Raw genomic sequence first — 17,614 nt, 5'->3', positions numbered from 1 at the left:
ACGATTCCTGAGCGCCACTCAATCCGGATGCCACCAGCGGCCGCCGATGACGACGCCTTCCGAGACGATCTTGCGGTCGCCGATCAGGTGCTCGCCGACGACGTCCTCGTAATCGAACTGGCCCTGCCTCACGGAGATCAGCGTGGCGTCGCCGACGCTGCCCGGCTTGAGGCTGCCGAGCTCGGGGCGCCGCAGCGCCATGGCGGCATTGACGGTGGACGCCGCGATCACATCCGACAGCTCCATGCCCATGCATAGGAATTTCGACATCGTCGTCACCTGGTCATAGGCGGGACCGTCGATGCAGAGTTGGTGGATGTCCGAAGAGATCGTATCCGGATAGAAACCGTTGGCGAGCATCGCGCGGGCGGTCTTGAACGCGAACGAACCCTTGCCGTGGCCGATGTCGAACAGCACGCCGCGCTCGCGTGCATCCAGCACCGCCTTCTTTACCGTGCCTTGCGCGGTCGCCGGCGTGTTGGGGAACGGGCGGAACGCGTGGGTGAGCACGTCGCCGGGACGCAGGCGTGCCAGCACCTCCTCATAGCTCGGCGGCGGATGGTCGATATGCGCCATCAAGGGCATGCCGACCTCGTCGGCAACCTGCAGCGCGATGTCGAGCGGGACGGTCCCTGATGTCCCCGAAGAATGCAGCCCGACGCGCACCTTGATGCCGACGATGAGGTCGCGGTTGGCATCGGCCACCTCGGCCGCCTCGATCGGATTCATCAGCCGCAACTCCTCACTCTCGCCGACCATGATCCGGTGCGAGAAGCCGAAGATGCCGGCATGCGAGACGTGCAGGTAAGCGAGGATGCGGACCTGGCTCGGCTCGATCACATGTTTGCGGAAGCCGGCGAAATTGCCGGGGCCGGCGCTGCCGGTATCTACCGCCGTCGTGACGCCGGAGAGACGGCAGAACTCCTCGGCATCGATGCCGAGCGACGTGCCGCCCCAATAGACATGGGTGTGCAGGTCGATCAGTCCCGGCGTGACGATGTATTTCGAGACATCGCGCACATCCGTGCCCGGATCGGCCTTGAGTCCGGCGCCGATGGCGGCGACCTTGCCGCCGGCGAAGGCAACATCGGTCACGGCATCGAGCTTCTGCGAGGGGTCAATCACGCGGCCTCCGCGCAGGATCAGGTCGAAAGTCATCATGGTCTCCGGATGTAGCGGCCAAATGCAGGCTGGATCAGCCGGCCAGACAGGAAGGCATCCCCCTGCACATCGATAAACGCGACATGACTCATGTCAATGTCCGAGCCGGACTCAATCCTATGGTCCGATCGACCGGCAAGCCGACTGTGATCTGGCTTCCAACAATCTGCTCGCCCGAAAGGACCACGGACATGAGCTATGCCACCATCAATCCATATACCGGCGAGACTCTGAAGACTTTTCCCAACACGAGCGATCAGGAGGTCAGCGCCGCCATCGATCGGGCGCACGCAGCCTTTCACGCCTGGCGCGAGGTCCCCATCTCGGCACGCACGGCAGTGCTTCAAAAAGCGGCAGACATTCTGCGACGGGATCGCGATAGTTATGCGAAGCTCTTGACGCTGGAAATGGGCAAGCTCTTTGCCGAGGCCAAGGCCGAAGTCGATCTCTGCGCGCGCATCTTCGAATACTACGTCAACAATGCCGAGCAGTTGTTGCGGCCGGAGAAGCTGCCTGTCGCAGACCCGGCGGAAGGCGAGGCGATGATCGTTCACGATCCGCTCGGCGTGATCCTCGCCATCGAGCCGTGGAATTTTCCCTATTACCAGATCGCCCGCATCATCGCGCCCCAATTGTCGGTCGGAAACACCATCCTGCTGAAGCATGCCTCGAACGTGCCCCAGAGCGCAGCAGCCTTCGAACGCATCATGCGTGAGGCCGGGCTGCCCGAGGGATGTTTCACCAAGCTCTACGCCACCCGCTCACAGGTCGAGATGATCATCAATGATCCCAGGGTCCATGGTGTCGCACTCACCGGCTCCGAGGACGCCGGCGCGATCGTCGCCGCCCAGGCCGGCAAGGCGCTGAAGAAATCGACGATGGAGCTTGGTGGTGCCGATGCGTTCGTCGTCCTGGCCGATGCTGATCTGGAAAAGACCGTCAAATGGGCCGTGTTCGGTCGGCACTGGAATGGCGGCCAGGTCTGCGTCTCCTCCAAGCGCATGATCATCGTGGATGAGGTATACGATGAATTCCTGGCGCGTTATCGCAAGGGTGTCGCTGCCCTGAAGGCAGGCGACCCGTTCGATTCCGAGACGACGCTGGCGCCGCTCTCGTCACAGCACGCCGCCGACGAGATCAAGGAGAGGATTCAGCAGGCCGTGCAGCAGGGCGCCAAAGCCGAGGAGGTCGGTCCATCGGTGCCTAACCAGGGTGCGTTCGTGCAGCCGACGATTCTCACCGAGGTGACCGAGGACAATCCGGCCCGCTATTGGGAATTCTTTGGCCCGGTCTCCATGTTGTTCCGCGCCAAGGACGAGGCTGACGCCGTGCGCATTGCAAACGACTCCCCCTTCGGCCTCGGCGGCTCGGTGTTCACGTCCAACCCGAAACACGGAGCGGAAGTCGCGCGGAAGATCTCGACCGGCATGGTGTTCGTCAATCATCCGACCAAGGTGGAAGCGGACCTGCCGTTCGGCGGCATCAAGCGATCAGGCTACGGCCGCGAGCTCCTCGGGCTCGGACTCAAGGAGTTCGTCAACCACAAGCTGATCGACATCGTGGATATCGACGCCCGCTTCTGATCGACCACCCGGATTGGGGGCGCCCATTGGCCGGCCACGATGCTTCCGAACTTCCGCTTACGGATTGGCGGCGGTTCGGGGGTCAGCATCGCGCGCATCACCTGTGCCACCGCAAGCACGCCGAGCGGGGCCAGGAGCGGCTCGATGCCGCCCAACAGATCAGTCGATAGGTTGGACGGAGAAATGAACGCGATTCTCGTTCGGCACAGCTGCCGATTTCGGCAAGGTCATATCGGATGAAGCCCGGAAATGGGGAAAGGTCGTCGAGCAGACGGGGACCAAGGTCAATTGACCGACGAACTCGAATCCCAATTATTGAAGCCTCCCCGCTGCAGCTCGTCGCCGAGTACTTGCGAGCAGCACCAGCATGAAGGAGGCCGCTGTCATCAGCGTCGATATCGCCGCGATTGTGGGATCGATTTCGTCTCGAAGCGCAGTGAACATGCGCTTGGTCAGCGGTTGGTATTGCCCGCCGGAGATGAACAGCGCGACGATGGTCTCGTCCATCGCCGAGATGAAGGCGAAGATGCCGCCCGCCATAACGCTGGACTTGACCTGCGGCAGCGTCACCACGAAGAAGCTGCGCAGGCGGTTCATGCCGAGGCTGCGGGCCACCATCTCCTGAGCGGGATCGAAGCTCTGCAGGCCCGCCAGCACGGAGATGACGACATAAGGCAGTCCCAACATCACGTTCGCCAGCACGAGGCCGGGCATGGTCGCGACTAGCCCGACCTTGGCATAGACGAAGAAGATGCCGACCGCGGTGATGATGATCGGCACCACCAGCGGCAACAGCAGCGTCATGTGGATGATGCGCATGATCCGCAGCTTCGACTGGCTGATGGCATAGGCAGCGGCTACTCCAAGAGGGGTCGCGATCACGACGGTCAGCAGCGCGACCGTCAGCGTCACCCGCGTCGCCTGCATCCAGGCCGGATTCGAGAAGTATTGCTGGTACCAGCGCAGCGATAGGGATGGCGGTGGAAAGGTCAGGAAGCGCGCGCTGGAGAACGAAATCGGCGCGATGATCAGCACCGGCAGGATCAGGTAGACCAGTACCAACGCGCTGATCACGTAGAGAACGATCCGTGCGGGCGAGACGCGCATCATCTCTGCCCCAGCACGCGATCGAGCGAGATGAAGCGGCTGACGACGAAGAAGATCGCCAGCACGCCGAGGAGCAGCACCACCGCGACGGCGCTCGCCGCACCGAACTGATTGTAGAGCTCGACATTGCGGCTCACCAGCATGGACACCATCACGGTGCGTCCGCCGCCGAGTAGCTCCGGCGTGATGTAGAAACCGAGGCAGAGCACGAACACCATGGTGCAGCCGGCGAGCACGCCCGGCAGCGACAGCGGCAGGAACACGCGAAAGAAGGTGAGCGACGGGCTTGCGCCCAGGCTGGCGCCGGCCTCCATGAGGTCGCCGGGGATCTTCTGCATCGTGGCATAGAGCGGCAGCACCATGAACGGCAGCAGGATGTGCACGGTCGCAACCACCGTGCCGAACGTATTGTGGGCCAGCGCGAGCGGCTCCGAGATCACATCGAGATAGCGCAGGAACTGGTTGATCACGCCGGTCCGCTGCAGGAGCGCCAGCCAGGCATAGGCGCGCACCAGGACGCTGGTCCAGAACGGCAGCACGACAAGCGACAGAATGAGGATGCTCCATCCCTTCGGCACCGAATTGGCGAGATATGCGATCGGATAGCCGAGCAGCAGCGCGATGGCCGTGACCGCGAGGCTGATCTCGAAGGTCAGCGCAAAACTGCGCCAGTAGACGTCCTCGGTGAAGACGCGACGGTAGTTCTCCAGCGTGAAGCCGTCCTGGTAGATCGACTGCCAGGCCAGCCAGCCGACCGGCAGCACGATCAGAGCCAGGATGACCAGCAGCGCCGGCGACACCAATGCCAGCATAAGACCGTGCTCGCGGCGCTGATGCTTTTGGGAGGGATCTGGCACGGATGTCGTCAACGCTCGCTCCATCTATTTCTGCATGAACGACGCCCAGCGCTTCTCGGCTGCCTCTCCGGCCGACGAGGACCACCAGGCATAGGACATCAGCGCCTGCTTGGCCGCATTGGCCGGCTCGCTCGGCAATTGCGCGGCGCGCTCGGGCTTGATCACGTTCGTCTCGAACGCCTTGGGATTGCCCGGGCCATAATCGATATGGAGCGGCAGGTTGGCCTGATGTACGGGGTCGACGGCCTCGTTGAGGAATTTCACGGCCGTGGCGAGATTGGGCGCACCCTTGAGGATGCAGAGCGAGGTGCTCTGCAGGATACCCTGATTGTAGGTGAAGGCGACCTTGGCGCCCTCCTTGGCGACCGCGCTGACGCGACCGTTCCACGCCATCTCCATGTCGACCTCGCCGTCGTTGAGCAGCTGTGCCGACTGCGCGCCCGAGGTCCACCACACCGTGATGTGCGGCTTGATCTCCTCCAGCTTCTTGAAGGCGCGGTCCACGTCGAGCGGATAGAGCTTGTCCGGCGCAACGCCGTCGGCCATCAACGCGGCCTCGAGCGTCGCGAACGGGTGGTTGCGCAGCGCGCGGCGGCCGGGAAATTTCTTCACGTCCCAGAAGTCGGCCCAGCTGTTCGGCGCGTCCTTCGCAAAGGTCTTCTGGCTGTATGCCAGCACGCTGGAATAGAACTCGTAGGAGACCGAATAGGGACTGCGGTATGCCTCGGGCATCGCGGCACCGTTCGGAATCTTCGAGAAATCGAGTTTCTCGATCAGGCCCTGCTCGCCGCCGCGCAGGCAGTTGCCGGTCGGCGTGTCGACCACGTCCCAAATCGGCTTGCCGCTGCCGACCTGGGTCTTGATCGCGGGCCAGGCGTCGGGAATGGAATCCTGGTTGATGGTGATGCCGAGCTTCTTGGCGGAGGGATCGAGGATCGCCACCGTTTGCGCCTGCTGATAGGCGCCGCCTTGCGAGACGAAGGTGATTTGCTCGGCCGCATCAGCTGCACTCGTCAATCCGATTGCGCCCGCCAGGGCGCAGCCCAGTCCAAGATTCCGCTTCATGCTCATCCTCTCCTCCTCCGTCGCCAAAATGATCTCACCGGCCGATCGCATCGAGAAACTGGTACCAGCCGGCGACCATGCGCACGGCGGGCTCGCGCAGCGGATAGAACGGAATGGTTTTCATGCGCCTGACATCGAGCAGGCCGACGTCGGGCGTCTCGCCGCGCACGAGGGCAGCGAGATAGCGCCCCATCAGGCTCGACATCGCAACGCCAGCGCCGTTGTAGCCCATCGAGACCAGCGTGCGCTCGTCGAGCCGGCCGATATGCGGCACCGAGTCCAGCGTCATCGCGACGAGGCCCGACCAGCTGTATTCGAGCCGAATATCGGCGAGATCAGGGAATATCCCGACCATCGCCTTGCGCAACGCGTCGAACGCGGCTTGCGAGTCCTCTTTGCCGAAGGCACCGCGGCCGCCGAAGATGACGCGATTGTCGACCATGCGGAACCAGCGCATCATGCGCTTGGTCTCGGTATAGGTGCGCCCAGTCGGCATCAGTTTTCCCGCGAGATTGCGCGGCAGCTTCTCGGTGGCGACCATGGCGCTGCGAAACGGGATCAGCGTGCGCTGCAGATGCGCGGTGGCACTGGTCAGGTCGGAGTAGCTATTGGTGGCGATGATTGCCTGCTTGGCGCGGATCGTTCCTCGTGGCGTCTCGGCGACGATGCCACCGTCTTCACGCCGTAGTTCGGTGACCGGCGACTGCTGGTAGATCGGCACGCCCCGGCGCGCCAGGCCATCGGCAAGTCCGCGCAGATAGTTCAGCGGGTGGATGCCGCCCGAGCCGGGATTGAGCACGCCGCCGACAAAGATGTCGGAGCCGGTCTCCTCGCGCACGCCGTTCTTGTCGAGAATGCGGACCTCGGCCGAACCCATCTCGCGCGTCATCCAATTGGCTTCTTCTATCGCGGCCCGGAGTGTCGTCTCGTTATGTGCAGCCTTGACCTGACCGGTGCGTGTCAGGTTCGCGCCGGCGATGCCGAACTCGGACACCAGTTCCTCGACCATGTCGGTGGATTCATGCGCGATCTCGTACATGCGCCGCGCCATGGCGCGGCCGTGCACGGTGTCGATCTCGCGGAACGACAGGCGAAATTTTGCGGTGATAACGCCGCCATTGCGCCCGCTCGCGCCCCAGCCAGGACGGTTCGCCTCGAGCACGACGGGCGACAGGCCGCTCTTGGCGACGTGGTGCGCGGCGGAAAGGCCCGTGTAGCCGGCACCGATGATCACCACATCGGCTTGGCTCTCGCCCGACAGCACGGGATAGTCGCGCGCCGGCTCCGCCGTGGCTTCCCACAGCGAATTGGCCGATGGCAGCGCGCTCCGGTCCCGTGTCATGCCGCCGCTCACCGCTACGCCGCCGGACCGATCGCGGCGTCCGCGAGGGCCTTCAGGGTCGGGAAATGGAAGTCCGGCTTGGTCAGCGTCTCGACCGCCGGCGTGCCGCCGAAGCCGGCGATACCCTGGCGGCGCTCGATCCAGCACACCTTGTAGCCGAGCTTCCGCGCAATGCCGATGTCGTGATACTGGCTCTGCGCGACGTGTAGAATGTCGGACTGCTTGTAGCCGAAGGCGGATTGGCGACCTTTGTTGTAGGCGAAGAATTCCGGATTCGGTTTTGCCACCCCGGTATCGTCGGCGCAGACCGTGTCGTCGAAGGGATTGCCGAGCGCATGCGCGTAGCAGGACAGCGCGACGCGGTCGGCATTGGTCATCGCCACCAGGCGGAACTTGGTGCGCAGGCGCTTCAAGGCCTCGACCGAATCCGGGAACGGGCCCCAGCGCAGCACGGCGAGCTGGAACACATCGCAAGACGCGTCATCGGCGGGCAGCCCGAGTTCCTTGGCCAGATAGCGATAGACGTGGAACATCACCTCGCTGGAGCGCTCATAGTGCTTGTCGCGGCCACGCTTGTAGGATTCGAAGATCATTTCGTCGCTGAGCTCGGCAGGCGTCTTGCTGGAGATCTTGCGGACTGCTGCGAGCACGCCGCTTTCGAAGTCGATCAAGGTGCCGACGACGTCGAAAGTGAGAACCTTGAAATTGCTGAACGCGGCTTGGGTCGACATCTGGCTTCTTCTCTCTGGTTGGTCCCGGCTTCAAGTTCAGTCCCCCACCCGGGGCACGACGATGGTGTCCTCGGGATGGAGCGCGACAGTGAGGCTGCCGCCGAGCGGCGGGATGCGGCTATGGGCCTGGTGATAGGCCGGCTGGCGCAGGCTGAGCGCAACGCCGCCGTCCAGCGCCAGGAAGATGCGCAGGCTCTCGCCCTGATAGACGACGTCGGTGACCGTCCCGGTCAACCGGTTGCAGGCGCCATCCTGCGCACCATCGTCGATCAGAAGCTTCTCGCTGTGCACGGCCAGCATCAGCGCATCGCCGTCCGGAATGGCGCGCGCGGTGCGCAGCAAGACGTTGCCGAGTGCGACGCTGGACGCATCGACGCGGCGAACAGGCAGCATCGTCGCCTCGCCAATGAAGCTGGCGACGAACGAATCGGCAGGATGGTCGTGCAGCCGCTCGGGCGCGTCGATCTGGACCAGCCGGCCGTCCTTCATCACGGCGACGCGGTCGCTCATGGTCAGCGCCTCGCGCTGGTCGTGGGTGACGTAGATGATGGTGGCGCCGATGCGTTTGTGCAGCGCGCGCAGCTCGATCTGCATGGATTCGCGCAGTTGCTTGTCGAGCGCGGAGAGCGGCTCGTCCATCAGGATCAGGCGCGGCTCGAAGATCATGGCGCGTGCGAGTGCGACGCGCTGGCGCTGGCCGCCGGAAAGCTGCGCGATGCCGCGCTCTTCATAGCCGGCAAGGCCGACCATACCGAGTGCCGCGCGCACCTTGTCCGGCCAGGAGGCCTTCGGCAGGCGCCGCGCGCGCAGGGGAAAGGCGACGTTCTCTCCGACGCTCATGTGAGGGAACAGCGCATAGTTCTGGAACACGACGCCGATGCCGCGCTTGTGCGGCGGCATGTAGGTGACGTCGCGCCCGCCAAAAAGGATTGTGCCTGACGTCGGCAGGATGAAGCCGCCCAAAATGCCGAGCAGCGTGGTCTTGCCGGAGCCGGAGGGGCCGAGCAGGGAGACGAACTCGCCGGCGCCGACATTGAGGGACACGTCGTCAAGGGCGCGCAACGCGCCGTAAGCTTTGCTCGCGGACCTGATTTCGACGCTTTCCGCTCGCTTGTCCAACGATCGACCTCGCCATGTCCTGCAATGGCGTGCCTCACTGCACGCCATAAGCCTACTTTATAGACAGGGGTGTGAGCACGCGCCGTCCAAAGCGTGCACCGCGCCAAATCTTCTTCCGATGCCCCTATGATCAGGCAGTCGTCTCGATGACACCAGACTTGGCGAAAGTCGGCAATTGCCAAATTCTCACGCAGCTCATAACATGACGTTATGCCAGAGCTCCGCCGCATGCTGCCCTCCAGCAACGCCCTGTTCGTCTTCGACGCCGCGGCGCGCAATGGCAGTTTCACGGCCGCGGCCGCCGAATTGAACGTCACGCAGCCGGCGGTGAGCCGCATGCTCGGACAGTTCGAGGAGCATCTCGGCGTCCGCCTGTTCGACCGCAAGGCGGGCCGTGCCGTGCTCTCCGAAGAGGGCGAGCTCCTGTATCGCCGCGTGCTCGAAGGTTTCCGCAGCATCGAGAGCGGGCTCGTCGAGATCGAGCGGCGCCGCAAGGGCACCGAGACGGTGACGCTGTCGGTCTCCTCCGCCTTCACCACGCATTGGCTGATGCCGCGCATCGACAAGCTGCAAAAGCAGTTTCCGCAAGTGGATCTGCGCTTCCAGCTCATCTCCGGCGCGCTGCGCGGGCCGGTGGAGAATGTCGATCTCGGCATGCGCTTCCGCGATCGCGACGAGCCATCCTCCGGCGGCACGCTGATCATGAAGGAAGTCATGCTGCCGATGTGCAGCCCCGGCTATCTCGGCGAGTCCGATCCCGCCGAAGGCAATACCATCATTCGTCTCGGGGAGACGCCGGGTGATTGGGCCGCCGATTACGCCTCGCTTCTCACGGGGCGGCGCGGGGCGGCCAAAGCGCTCAGCTTCACCGACTATGCCGTCGTGGTACAGGCTGCGCTGCTCGGCCAGGGCATCGCGCTCGGCTGGCTGACGGTCACCTCGCACTGGCTGCTCACCGGCGCGCTGGTGCCGGCCTCCGACACGCTCGCCACTACGCGCCGCATCTGCGAATTCCTGCCGCCGCGCAACCGCCTGATGCGCCCGATCGCCGCCGAGATCCGAGATTGGATCATCGCGCAGATGCGAAAAGAGGTGGCCGCGATCGACCGGCAGTATCCGCAACTTGGATTGCTGTCTGCCTGCTACTGAGCTTGCGGGATGAGTTCGCCGGGGCTCCTTCGGTCCGACCCGACGCCGAAGAGAGTCCACCGGTCCTCGAATGAGCCGCGAGGGACGTCAAACGTTGCTGTGAGGCTGCTTCACGCGCTCGCGACGGGGGAGCAGACGTCACTCCATGTAACCCCTTGTAATTCCACGTACTGGACGGAGCTTTGGGAATCGGTCCCGAGACACCGAAATCGGCGCCGGGACGGAGCGCGTACGGGAGGGAAAGGCCCGTGGCTATTGTGTTTCTTGCATCGAAAAACTGGCGATCCCGGCATGACTCGAACATGCGACCTACGGTTTAGGAAACCGTCGCTCTATCCGGCTGAGCTACGGGACCGCGGAACCCGCTCCTAGACGGGTTGCCTGAGGGTGTACATATCAAAGCGGCGGCGGGATCGGAAGCCCCGCCGCGCCCCATGCGCAAAGACGGCTGCGAGCCCTACGCTTTGATATTATTGTCCTTCACCACCTTGCCCCAAAAGGCGACCTGCTTGTCGAAGAAGGTCTTGAAGGCGGCGCCGTCCTGGAGCAGCAGCGTCATGTGCTGCGTCTCCTTGAGCTGGGTGGCGGTCGCGGGCTCGCTCAGGATCTCCCTGGACGCCGCCGCGAAGGCCGCGACGATGTCAGGCGGCGTGCCTGCGGGCGCGAAGATGCCCCACCAGGCCAGCGTCTCGAAATCGGGAAAGCCCGCCTCGATCGCGGTCTGGGTATCAGGCAGGGCCGGCAGCCGCTCGCGGCCGAGCTGCAGGATCGGACGCAGCATGTTGGTGCCGAGCTGGGCGGCGACCAGCGCCGCCGATCCCGCGATGAGATCGACATGGCCACCGAGCACGTCGTTCATCGCCGGGCCGCCGCCGCGATAGGGCACGTGCATGATCTCGACGCCGGCCTTGCTGCCGAGCACGGTCATGGCGAGATGGCCGAGCGTGCCGATGCCGACAGAGGCATATTTCACCGCACCGGGCTTCGCCTTGCAGGCCGCCACGACGTCGGCAAAGCTCTTATAGGGACGATCGGCACCCGCCGCGATCACGTAGGGCGCGGTGCCGATCAGCAGCACCGGCATCAGCTCCCGCTCGACGTCCACCGGCGGCTTGTCGAGGATGGACGGAATCACCGCGTGGGAATCGAAGGTGACCAGGAAGGTCGAGCCGTCCGCCGGGCTCTTGGCGGCCTGCGCCGCACCGAGCGCGCCGGCAGCGCCCGATTTGTTCTCGACCACGACGATGCGGCCGAGCTTGGTTTGCAGATTGGTCTGCAGCAGCCGCGCCATCGCATCGGTCGAGCCGCCCGGCGGAAACGGCACCACCAGCGTGATCTTGCCGGCCTGTGCCAGCGCCGGCGTCATTGCGAGAATGGCCGGCGCGGCCAGCAGCGTGCGTCGTGTGATCGTCATGGTCCCCTCCCTTGTGGTGCGCCCGGCTTTTGCTCTTTGGCGCGGCAGCATGATCCGGAAAAGTGTGTAGCGGTTTTCCGACAAGATCATGCTCAAAAGATGCATCTAAAGCGCAAAGCGCTTTAGCTCGTGCCGAAGCCCGACCCGGCTTTCTTGTATTCTGGCCGAGGCGGACTGAAGATGTCCAGCACCCGCGCGCCGTCGGCGCCAGCGCGCATGGTGTGCGGCACGTTGCCCGGGGTACGCCAGAAATCGCCCTTCTTCACTGGGATTTCCTCGTCGCCCTGAACGCGGATGGCCGAGCCGTCCAGCAGCACGCCCCATTGCTCCTCGGGATGATGGTGCAGGGTGCCTTGCGCATGCGGCGCCAGCGTCACCACCGACAGCATCGCCTGCTCGCCGGAGAAGATGCGCGTGGTCACGCCTGCCGCGAGCTCGCGAAACAGCCCATCGCTGGGATCGTCGATGTTGTGGAATTCTTCTTTTTGACTCACGTCGTCCTCCCTTTTGCTCCCGCCTGATCAGGATTTGCCGTACGACCCCTGGTAGCGGCCCTCGCGGATCGCCTTCAGTGTCTCCTCCTCGCGCGCGACCTGGGTGCGGACGGCGTCCAGCAGCGCGGCGGCACCCGCGGCGGGAAACGAGACCACCCCGTCCTCGTCGCCGACCACGATGTCGCCGGGCGCAATCACGCTGCCGCCGATCGACACGGGCACGTTGATCTCGCCGGGACCGTTCTTGTAGGGACCGCGATGGATCACCGCGCGGGCGTAGCAGGGAAAGTCGTCGGCCGCGAAAGCGGCGACATCGCGGATCGCGCCGTCGATGACGTAACCTTCGGCTTTGCGCCACTGCGCGATGTTCTTCATGATCTCGCCGACCAGCGCGCGCGTCTCGTCGCCGCCGCCGTCGACCACGATGACGTCGCCTGGACCGACCAGATCGAGGGCGCGGTGGATGGCGAGATTGTCGCCGGGGCGGGTCCGCACGGTGAAGGCCGTGCCCACCAGCTTAGCCCCGCGATGATAGGGCTTCAGCCCGACCGCGCCGGGCAGGCGGGCGAGATTGTCGGAAATGACCGACGTCGGGGCACCTCGAAAGCTCTCGATGATCTCGGCCGGCGGCTTCGGCACGCTGTTCGCTGCGATGTGAATCGTCATGTCAAAGAATCCTTTCGTCACTTTTCTTATTCGGCGTGCGCCGGCGCCTTGGAAGGCAAAATCCGGAAGGCGCGCCCTTCCTTCATCCACGCCGCGCGCTCGTCGCGCAACAGGGTGCGGCGGACTTTACCGGAATCATCGCGCGGCGGGACGCTGACGATCTCGAAACTCTCCGGATGCTTGTAGCGGCTAAGCCGGTCCTTCAGGAACTCTGCCATGCCGTCGGCGATGGCCTGGCCGTCGGCGTCGCCTTCCGGCTCGATGATGGCATGCACGCGCTGGCCCAATTCCGGATCAGGCAAGCCGACCACCACGCAGGACCGCACGCCGGGACACTCGGAGACGGCAGCCTCGACCTCGGCCGGGTAGATATTGGCGCCGCCGCGGAGCACCATGTCGGCGAGGCGGTCCCCGAGATAGAGATAGCCTTCCGCATCCAGCCGGCCGATGTCGCCGAGCGATTCCCAGCCGTCGGAGCGGCGCTTCGGCTCGGCGCCGAGATAGTGGTAGGTGGCGTCCTTGCCGTCGTTGTTGAGGAAATAGATCTCGCCGGTCTCGCCGGGCGCGACGTCGTTGCCGTCCTCGCCGATGATACGAAGCTTCGCCATGTCGCCGATCCTGCCGACCGAGCCCTTGTGCGTCAGCCATTCGGTGCCGGAGATGATGCAGGCGCCCTGGCGCTCGGTGCCGCCATAGAGCTCCCAGATTCGTTCCGGTCCGAGCCAGGCGATCCAGTTCTCCTTCAGCCAGGGCGGCATCGGAGCAGCCATATGGAAGACGGTCTGCAGGCTCGACAGATCGTAGGCATTGCGCACGCACTCCGGCAGGGCCCAGATCCGGTGCATCATGGTCGGCACGAAATTGACCCATTGCACGCGCTCGCGCTCGATCTGCCGCAACGTCTCCTCGGCGTCGAACTTGAGGAGACCGGTGAGCTGGCCGCCCACGAACAGCGCATAATGCGACACGATGAACGGCGCATTGTGATAGAGCGGACCGGGATTGAGCAGCGAGACTCCGACGGGCATGTTGAGCGGCGGCGCGGCAACAGTGTCGGTCACCGCCGGATGGTGGTCGAGGATAACTTTCGGGCGACCGGTCGAGCCGCCTGAGGTCATGGCTTTCCAGTAGCGCGCGACCGGGGGCGTCAGCGGCTCATCCGAAAATCCGTCCGGCACGAAATCAGCCGGCAGACGGTTCGGCGCGTTCCAGTCGGCCTCGCCGCCGACCACCAGCGCAGGCTTGAGAATGTCGAGCACGGCGGCGGCTTCGCCGCGCGGCAGCCGCCATGACAGCGATGTCGGCGTCGCGCCGCACTTCCACACCGCGAAGGAGGTCTCGAAGAACGCGTTGCCGTTGGGCAATCCGATCGCAACGAAATCGCCGGGCTTGACGCCCTTTGCCATGAACGCCCGCGCGCGCCGGTTGGCACCGCGCTCGAGCTCGTCCCATGTCAGCGTGTCCTGCCCATGGCGAACGGCGATCGTGCCGTGTGGCTTGCGCTCAGCGTACCAGCGTGGCACGTCGGACAGGGGCAGCAACATCAGGCGTTTCCATTTCGTTTTCTTGGCGTCGCCTCGGATGAGCGCGCTCGCGGGGCGAAGTGTAGCAGCCGGCCAGCACGGCGCTGTGACTCCTGCGCCACGTCAAGCACAAAATGTCAGCATCACAGCCATGTATTTCCCAGGTTCCATGGGTGACAAGCCGGCAATAAAGAGGCAAAAATCTGGCTCGACTCAGTTCGGGTTGAGTTTTGCAAGGAATGCTCTCGTAGAATGTCGTCGGTGATTGCATTGCGTCGTGCGGCGCTGTTTCTCGTTGCCGCAGCAGGATTTTTTCTGCTGACACTGCCGCATGCCCAGGCGCAATGGTGGAAACGCGCGCCGGTCGATTTCGAGGAATGCGCCGACGCCGCCGAGAAGGCCGCGACCAAGGCCGAGAAGACATCCGCGCTTGCCGATTGCAACGCCAAGTTCGCCGGCCGCCGCAAGCCGGGCGGCGGCTATGCCTATTACGACTTACTGCAGGATCGCACCTTCGACATCGCCGGGCCCAATCCGACGCCGGAGGAGCAGAAGAAGATCGACGAGGCCTACACCGCCTATCTCGCCAGAGAGCGCCGCAACAACGAAGCCGCCCAGGCCGCCGCGCGTCAACAGCGCGAGCTGCAGGAGCAACAGGTGCGGCAACTCCAGCAGGTCGCGTTGCGGACCGAGGTCGAGCGCGTGCCCATCCCCGTCGAGCGGCCGAAGGTGCAGCAGACCATAGGTCAGCGTCCGAAGGGCGCGCCATGCACCAAGGGCTCATTCTCCTGCGAATGGCCGCGGCTATCGGAAAGCTTGAACGATCTGAAGAAGCTGTTCAACCCGACGCCGAGCAAGCCGGCGAAGAAGAGCTGAGTTTTCTCGCACCGACCTGTGGGGTAGGCAAAGTGCCCACCACACCGGCAAGACGAAACAGGATGGTGGGCACGCTTCGCTTTGCCCACCCTACAAATTCAATGAGGATGCTTCTTCTTGCTGCGCTTCGGCTTGACCACCGGCGCCGTCGCTGGCTCGGCGACTGTCTGCGAACTCCCCAACTGCGACCGGCTTTCCTGCAATCGCCTGTCATAGCCGGGCGAGTTCATAACCGTCGGCGGCCTCGCATAGGCCAGCGTCGATGCGCCGCAGAACGCGGCCAGCGCGAGCCCGATCATATAAACACGGTTCATCGCGTTCCTCCTTCGCTCTCGAGCACTACCCGCGAATTTCCTGCGGCGTCAGGCGGGACGGTCCGTTGCCGTCCGCCTCGGCTTGCTTGATCAGCGCAACAATGCGGCGCATCAGCGGCACATCGACATGGTTTTGCTCGGCGAGGGCGATGACGGCACCCTGGAGATAGTCGATCTCGGTCTTGCGGCCCTGTTTCAGGTCCTGCCACATCGACGAGCGCGCCTCGGGATCGATCTTCATGGTCCGTCCCAGGATCGCATTGAAGATCATGTCGGGCAATCTGAGCAATGTCGGGGACCAGTTCATCGGAATTGGCGTCGCCGAGACCGGTGCGATGCCGGCGGCCTTCAGCGCGGCGAGCCCCTCGGCCATCTGGTCCGCGAACAGCCTGCGCCAGTCTCGGTTGGCCAGTTGCGCGGCAAGCGGCATGTCGGACAGCGCGCTGAGCGCGTTGTTCAGATTGATGATCAGCTTGCCCCATTGCACGCCGGTGATGTCACCGCTTGCACGCATGGCGAGGCCAGGCACCGAGAGCGCGGCGGCCGTGTTCTCGGCGTCCTCGCCGATATGAATGTCGCCGGAGGTCGAGCGATGAAAGCGCCCCTCGCCCATCGCAATCACGTTGAACGGCACCATGCCGGCGAGCACGCGGCGGTCGCCGAGCCGCTCGCGCAGCACCGCGACGTTGCCGACGCCGTTCTGAAGCGAGACGACGACGGCATCCTCCGGCGCGTGCTGCGCGATCTGATCGGCGACATCGGCGGTGTCGGCGCTCTTGACCGTGACCAGCACGATGCCGGCGCTGTGCAGGATCGAAGGATCCTCCGACAGCGCGAGCTGGCCCGCGCCGAGCTTCCTCTCGGAGCCGTCGAAATCGGTCAGCCGCAGACCAAACCGCTCGATCTCGGTCTTCACCCGCGGTCGCACCAGCAGCGCGACGCGGCGGCCGGCGGCCGCCAGCATGCCGCCGACGAAGCAGCCGATGGCACCCGCGCCAGCCACCACGATCGGTCGATCCGTCATCACCTCGCCTTGCTCCCTGAACGACCCGCCTTCGATAGCAGAGGCGAGGCCGGCAACCAATCGCGGCGCATGCGCCTTGTAACCGTCATGAGAGCCCCATATGTTTTCGCCCCGGGGGCTGTCATCGGCGAGCGCTCGCCGAACGAGACGCCAAAGGAGAGCACCATGGGTCTACTCGACGTCCTCAACGGCATGCAGAACGGCCCGCGCGGTCCCTCTACGCCCAGCTCCGAGAAATCTTCCGGCGGCATGTCGCCGATGACCATGGCGCTGCTTGGCCTGCTCGCCTGGAAGGCGTTCAAGCACATGACGTCGAACCAGTCCGGCACGGCGCCGCAACCGTCGCCGACGCCTGCCCCGCCGCCGGTGAACGCGGACAGCGGCGGTCTTGGCGGTCTCGGAGGCCTGCTCAAGGGCGGCCTCGGCGGCTTGCTCGCCGGCGGCGCGGCCGGCACCGTGCTCAGCGGCGGGCTCGGCGATCTCCTCAAGCAGCTCCAGCAAGGCGGCCACAGCGAGGCCGCGAATTCCTGGGTCGGCAGGGGCGAGAACAAGCCGATCGAACCGGGCGATCTCGCCAGCGCGCTCGGCGCCGACCAGATCGAGAGCCTCTCCGCGCAGAGCGGCCTGCCGCGCGATGAGCTGCTGTCCGGTCTGAGCCAGTATCTGCCGCAGGTGATCGACCATCTGACGCCGGACGGACGGCTGCCGACCGAGGATGAGCTCTCGGGTCGCATCTGATTGTCATCAAGGGGGGGAGCACTGCCATGAGCATGAGCGGCCTGTTGTGGATCATCGTCGTCGGCTTCATCGCCGGCCTCATCGCGCGCTGGCTGGCGCCGGGACCGAATAACCCGAGCGGCTTCATCCTCACCACCATCCTCGGCATCGCCGGCGCATTTCTCGCGACCTTCATCGGCCAGGCCATTGGTCACTACAGCCCCGACCAGGGCGCGGGCTTCATCATGGCCACCATCGGCGCAGTCGTGGTGCTGTTCATCTGGAACCGCCTAGTGGCGCGCGGCGTGATCAAGGGGTGACCAAACTCGGTGTCGTCCCGGACAAGCGCGCCCTAAGCGCGCGCAGATCCGGGACCCATAGCCACAGGCGGTGGTTTGGCGAAGACTCGCAGTGATCGGAGTCGCGCAGCAACTCCTCCCTGTGGTTATGGGTCCCCGCGTTCGCGGGGACG

At 64.7% G+C, this 17,614-nt stretch carries 18 protein-coding genes and 1 tRNA gene; 5 read left to right on the top strand and 14 right to left on the bottom strand.

Annotated elements, in window-relative coordinates; translation table 11 throughout:
- Positions 1–18: 18 nt before the first annotated feature.
- Positions 19–1,158 (bottom strand): amidohydrolase/deacetylase family metallohydrolase, encoded by a 1,140-nt coding sequence (locus ACFDR6_RS14310; RefSeq protein ID WP_375858674.1) that lies wholly within the window; start codon positions 1,156–1,158, stop codon positions 19–21.
- A gap of 194 nt (positions 1,159–1,352) precedes the next feature.
- Between ACFDR6_RS14310 and ACFDR6_RS14305 the strand changes: the two genes are divergently transcribed.
- Positions 1,353–2,744 carry an NAD-dependent succinate-semialdehyde dehydrogenase gene (locus tag ACFDR6_RS14305; protein WP_375858673.1) on the top strand — a complete coding sequence of 464 codons (1,392 nt, stop codon included), beginning with the start codon at positions 1,353–1,355 and terminating at the stop codon, positions 2,742–2,744.
- A 312-nt stretch (positions 2,745–3,056) separates the two neighbouring features.
- Here ACFDR6_RS14305 and ACFDR6_RS14300 read toward each other — a convergent pair whose 3' ends face one another.
- The 6 genes from ACFDR6_RS14300 to ACFDR6_RS14275 form a co-directional block, all read right to left on the bottom strand.
- A complete protein-coding gene (locus ACFDR6_RS14300) occupies positions 3,057–3,854 on the bottom strand; it encodes an ABC transporter permease (protein WP_212079611.1) in 798 nt (265 codons plus the stop codon).
- Positions 3,851–4,663: an ABC transporter permease gene (locus tag ACFDR6_RS14295; protein ID WP_212079610.1), complete on the bottom strand. Its 813-nt coding sequence runs from the start codon at positions 4,661–4,663 to the stop codon at positions 3,851–3,853. The genes ACFDR6_RS14300 and ACFDR6_RS14295 overlap by 4 nt, the downstream gene beginning before the upstream one ends.
- Positions 4,664–4,732: 69 nt before the next feature.
- Positions 4,733–5,779 carry an ABC transporter substrate-binding protein gene (locus ACFDR6_RS14290; RefSeq protein WP_375858672.1) on the bottom strand — a complete coding sequence of 349 codons (1,047 nt, stop codon included), beginning with the start codon at positions 5,777–5,779 and terminating at the stop codon, positions 4,733–4,735.
- 28 nt (positions 5,780–5,807) lie between these two features.
- Positions 5,808–7,115, bottom strand: coding sequence for an NAD(P)/FAD-dependent oxidoreductase (locus ACFDR6_RS14285; protein ID WP_375858671.1), 1,308 nt, complete (start codon positions 7,113–7,115; stop codon positions 5,808–5,810).
- Positions 7,116–7,129: 14 nt separating this feature from the next.
- A complete protein-coding gene (locus ACFDR6_RS14280) occupies positions 7,130–7,846 on the bottom strand; it encodes an HAD family hydrolase (protein ID WP_375858670.1) in 717 nt (238 codons plus the stop codon).
- A gap of 36 nt (positions 7,847–7,882) precedes the next feature.
- Positions 7,883–8,965: an ABC transporter ATP-binding protein gene (locus ACFDR6_RS14275; RefSeq protein WP_317242066.1), complete on the bottom strand. Its 1,083-nt coding sequence runs from the start codon at positions 8,963–8,965 to the stop codon at positions 7,883–7,885.
- 210 nt (positions 8,966–9,175) lie between these two features.
- On the opposite strand from ACFDR6_RS14275, the gene ACFDR6_RS14270 reads away from it, so the two are divergent.
- Positions 9,176–10,114: a LysR family transcriptional regulator gene (locus tag ACFDR6_RS14270; RefSeq protein WP_375858669.1), complete on the top strand. Its 939-nt coding sequence runs from the start codon at positions 9,176–9,178 to the stop codon at positions 10,112–10,114.
- Between the two features lie 278 nt (positions 10,115–10,392).
- Here the strand turns inward: ACFDR6_RS14270 and ACFDR6_RS14265 are convergent.
- The 5 genes from ACFDR6_RS14265 to ACFDR6_RS14245 form a co-directional block, all read right to left on the bottom strand.
- Positions 10,393–10,469: transfer RNA gene (locus ACFDR6_RS14265), tRNA-Arg, on the bottom strand.
- Between the two features lie 102 nt (positions 10,470–10,571).
- Positions 10,572–11,528, bottom strand: a complete 957-nt coding sequence (locus ACFDR6_RS14260; protein WP_317242064.1) for a tripartite tricarboxylate transporter substrate-binding protein — start codon at positions 11,526–11,528, stop codon at positions 10,572–10,574.
- Positions 11,529–11,650: 122 nt separating this feature from the next.
- Positions 11,651–12,022: a dimethylsulfonioproprionate lyase family protein gene (locus tag ACFDR6_RS14255; RefSeq protein WP_212079603.1), complete on the bottom strand. Its 372-nt coding sequence runs from the start codon at positions 12,020–12,022 to the stop codon at positions 11,651–11,653.
- A 27-nt stretch (positions 12,023–12,049) separates the two neighbouring features.
- Entirely contained in the window at positions 12,050–12,688 is a 639-nt protein-coding gene (locus ACFDR6_RS14250; RefSeq protein ID WP_375858668.1) for an RraA family protein, read from the bottom strand.
- A gap of 26 nt (positions 12,689–12,714) precedes the next feature.
- On the bottom strand, positions 12,715–14,232 hold the full coding sequence (locus ACFDR6_RS14245) for an AMP-binding protein (protein WP_375858667.1): 1,518 nt from the start codon (positions 14,230–14,232) through the stop codon (positions 12,715–12,717).
- Between the two features lie 231 nt (positions 14,233–14,463).
- Here ACFDR6_RS14245 and ACFDR6_RS14240 point away from each other — a divergent pair, with 231 nt between their 5' ends.
- Positions 14,464–15,087: a hypothetical protein gene (locus ACFDR6_RS14240; RefSeq protein ID WP_375858666.1), complete on the top strand. Its 624-nt coding sequence runs from the start codon at positions 14,464–14,466 to the stop codon at positions 15,085–15,087.
- A gap of 98 nt (positions 15,088–15,185) precedes the next feature.
- Here the strand turns inward: ACFDR6_RS14240 and ACFDR6_RS14235 are convergent, their stop codons facing one another.
- Both ACFDR6_RS14235 and ACFDR6_RS14230 read right to left on the bottom strand, forming a co-directional pair.
- On the bottom strand, positions 15,186–15,401 hold the full coding sequence (locus ACFDR6_RS14235; protein WP_375858665.1) for a hypothetical protein: 216 nt from the start codon (positions 15,399–15,401) through the stop codon (positions 15,186–15,188).
- 25 nt (positions 15,402–15,426) lie between these two features.
- Positions 15,427–16,428 carry a 2-dehydropantoate 2-reductase gene (locus tag ACFDR6_RS14230; protein WP_212079598.1) on the bottom strand — a complete coding sequence of 334 codons (1,002 nt, stop codon included), beginning with the start codon at positions 16,426–16,428 and terminating at the stop codon, positions 15,427–15,429.
- 162 nt (positions 16,429–16,590) lie between these two features.
- Between ACFDR6_RS14230 and ACFDR6_RS14225 the strand changes: the two genes are divergently transcribed.
- Positions 16,591–17,163 (top strand): YidB family protein, encoded by a 573-nt coding sequence (locus tag ACFDR6_RS14225; RefSeq protein WP_375858664.1) that lies wholly within the window; start codon positions 16,591–16,593, stop codon positions 17,161–17,163.
- A gap of 26 nt (positions 17,164–17,189) precedes the next feature.
- Complete coding sequence (locus ACFDR6_RS14220; protein ID WP_375858663.1) at positions 17,190–17,462, top strand: GlsB/YeaQ/YmgE family stress response membrane protein; 273 nt, start codon at positions 17,190–17,192, stop codon at positions 17,460–17,462.
- The last annotated feature ends 152 nt before the right edge of the window (positions 17,463–17,614 follow it).

The organism is Bradyrhizobium tunisiense, from assembly GCF_042263385.1.
Lineage (GTDB): Bacteria > Pseudomonadota > Alphaproteobacteria > Rhizobiales > Xanthobacteraceae > Bradyrhizobium > Bradyrhizobium tunisiense.
Note: the sequence above shows the minus strand (reverse complement) of the source record. Positions and strands in the feature narration are given on the sequence as shown.